This is a genomic window from Leuconostoc falkenbergense, from assembly GCF_014634805.1.
In the GTDB taxonomy this organism is placed as follows: Bacteria; Bacillota; Bacilli; order Lactobacillales; family Lactobacillaceae; genus Leuconostoc; species Leuconostoc falkenbergense.
The window spans coordinates 1-2216 of the sequence record NZ_BMBS01000079.1 but is presented as its reverse complement, the minus strand read 5'-3'; the positions used below and the strand labels follow the sequence as shown (position 1 = coordinate 2216).

Genomic DNA, 2216 nt, shown 5'->3' with positions numbered 1-2216 from the left:
GTATGGCGATTGCTAACTACGAGACTGACCGTAATAACCCCTCTTATGCCATGCTCTCACTGATTGCTGACGCCTTAGATACCACAGTGGACTATTTACAAGGCAAGACAGACAGCCCGCTTAAAACGCCTCACAATGGCTCTGATGACGGGGATGATAAAAAGCACGTAGATTTAGCTGATGATGAGTTAATTATGTCTTTTGAGGGTAAAGAACTATCAGAGGACTATAAGCAAGCCATTATCGCAATGTTAAAAACTATGCGAGAGGGCAAACAATAAATGTATGAATATCTAGACTACAGTTCGCCTCTCGAATACTTTGATGATGTTATTGTGAAATATAATGTTGAACGTTCAACTCATAACCGAATAAATGTCGTTGAAGTTCATGGCCATGAATATGATCCAGACGTTGCATCCCCTTTTGACAATACAATCATCATTAACCCCAACTTCAAAACAAAGTTTTCACTACCATTCCGAAAATTCCATGAATTACAGCATGTTTTGAATGGTGAACAGCATAAAACTTATGCATTCTCACCTTTGGCCAAAAGTGATGCTGAAATTAGTGCTAATTCTTATGCGTTTAAAATGTTAGCTGATTTCTACTTTGACGAGAATACAAACAGATACAGTAAGCTTTATGACTTCATGGCGTACTTTGGTATACCTATGTCGCTTGAAAGTGCTGTACTGAAGAATATATAGGAGTTGACACTATGACATCTTTTTTTCTAGCACTACCTTTTCTTTTTTCTGGTACAACCTTTATTACACTATCCAAGCGAGATAACAACAAACAATATCAGATTGCAGGAATACTACTTACTGTAGCCGGATTAATCTTGTTGTTGGTATCAATGTTTAACCATTAATAAATTATAAATAAAAAGCCACCTACTATCAGTAAGTGACTTAAAATGAAAAAATAACTTGTTATCTTAACAAGGGAGCCTGCTCTGTGATACGCTTCCCTGTGCAAACTATGGGCGGGGATGATTACAATAAAACTTTTAGAGCAAGCTTAATCCGTTTGCAAATACTGTTTTAAACCATATATGTACAACACTATTTTGGAGATTGGGAGATCTTATTTATGCGTATTTTTCTTATAGTTTTGAGAGTACTACAAATTATTTATGCACCTATTTTTTTAATGATAGGCGTACTGACGTTTAAACAAAACTTTTTTTTGAGCTTATCAATGATATTTGGAAGCTCAGTATGGTTACTACATATTTTCAAAAACAAAATTAGCATCCCCGTTAAACTACAACCTTTTTTCAAGAGATGGTATCTGACATTTTTCCCGTTGTTTTTTATTGGAATAATATTTTCCCCTCACACTAAGAGCTCAGACCAACCATCACAAACTGAAACCATTTCACAATTAACTACCTCAACGTCAAAGTCAACTAAAAAAGAAAACGTTACATCCAAAAGTTCATCATCCGTTTCTTCCGCACCTCAAAAAAGCTCATCGTCTGTTTCTTCGATATCTCAAAAAAACTCCTCATCTTCTTCAAGCAGTGCCTCGTCTGCAACAAGCACATCTAAGTTAGAAACAAACGAACATATAACAATAACAAAAAATCAAAATGATTTAACTGTTAGCGGTGATTACACAAATTACATTGGTAAATCACAGAGTCCCGAAAACATATCCTTTAAAGTTAGCGATGTAAAACTGAGTGATGGTGATTACCATATTGAATGGCAACCGGGTTTTTGGTCGGGTTCAGACCCAGATTATGCGTATGCAACAATCACGCTTAATAATGATAAAAATAATTTAATTCAAGTAATGAAAGATGAACCTCAGAACTTAAATATTAAAAATTCCGATATTATCAATATTCAAATGTTTGGTAAGGGTACAGGCGACACCTTAAAGTTCAGTAAATAAAAGTGGGTCATTATAATGAAATTTTTAATAAATTTGATATTAGTATTTGCGACTGGCGGTATATGGCTAATTGTCATGTTGGTTTGGTATCTAACACACCAAAAAAGATAATAAAAAAGCACTCACAGGGTGCGTACATACGTGCCAAGCGTTCACGTTAAAAAGTTTGGAAAGTATTTCTTGCTATGACAGATATTGGTTACGTATACGCCCTTGAAAACAAATCAATTCCGGGCTACATCAAAATTGGTCAAACTACCAATCTTGACAACAGGCTAAAGCAATTTAATAACACGGGTATTCCA

At 35.1% G+C, this 2216-nt stretch carries 4 protein-coding genes; all 4 read left to right on the top strand.

The window, feature by feature from the left end:
• The coding region (locus IEU71_RS09950; RefSeq protein WP_188349655.1) for a helix-turn-helix domain-containing protein at nt 1–281 on the top strand (281 nt) is incomplete at its 5' end.
• Nucleotides 282–713, top strand: coding sequence for a hypothetical protein (locus IEU71_RS09945; protein ID WP_036066331.1), 432 nt, complete (start codon nt 282–284; stop codon nt 711–713).
• Nucleotides 714–1101: 388 nt separating this feature from the next.
• On the top strand, nt 1102–1911 hold the full coding sequence (locus IEU71_RS09940) for a hypothetical protein (protein ID WP_004910676.1): 810 nt from the start codon (nt 1102–1104) through the stop codon (nt 1909–1911).
• A 185-nt stretch (nt 1912–2096) separates the two neighbouring features.
• The coding region (locus IEU71_RS09935) for a GIY-YIG nuclease family protein (RefSeq protein WP_188349654.1) at nt 2097–2216 on the top strand (120 nt) is incomplete at its 3' end.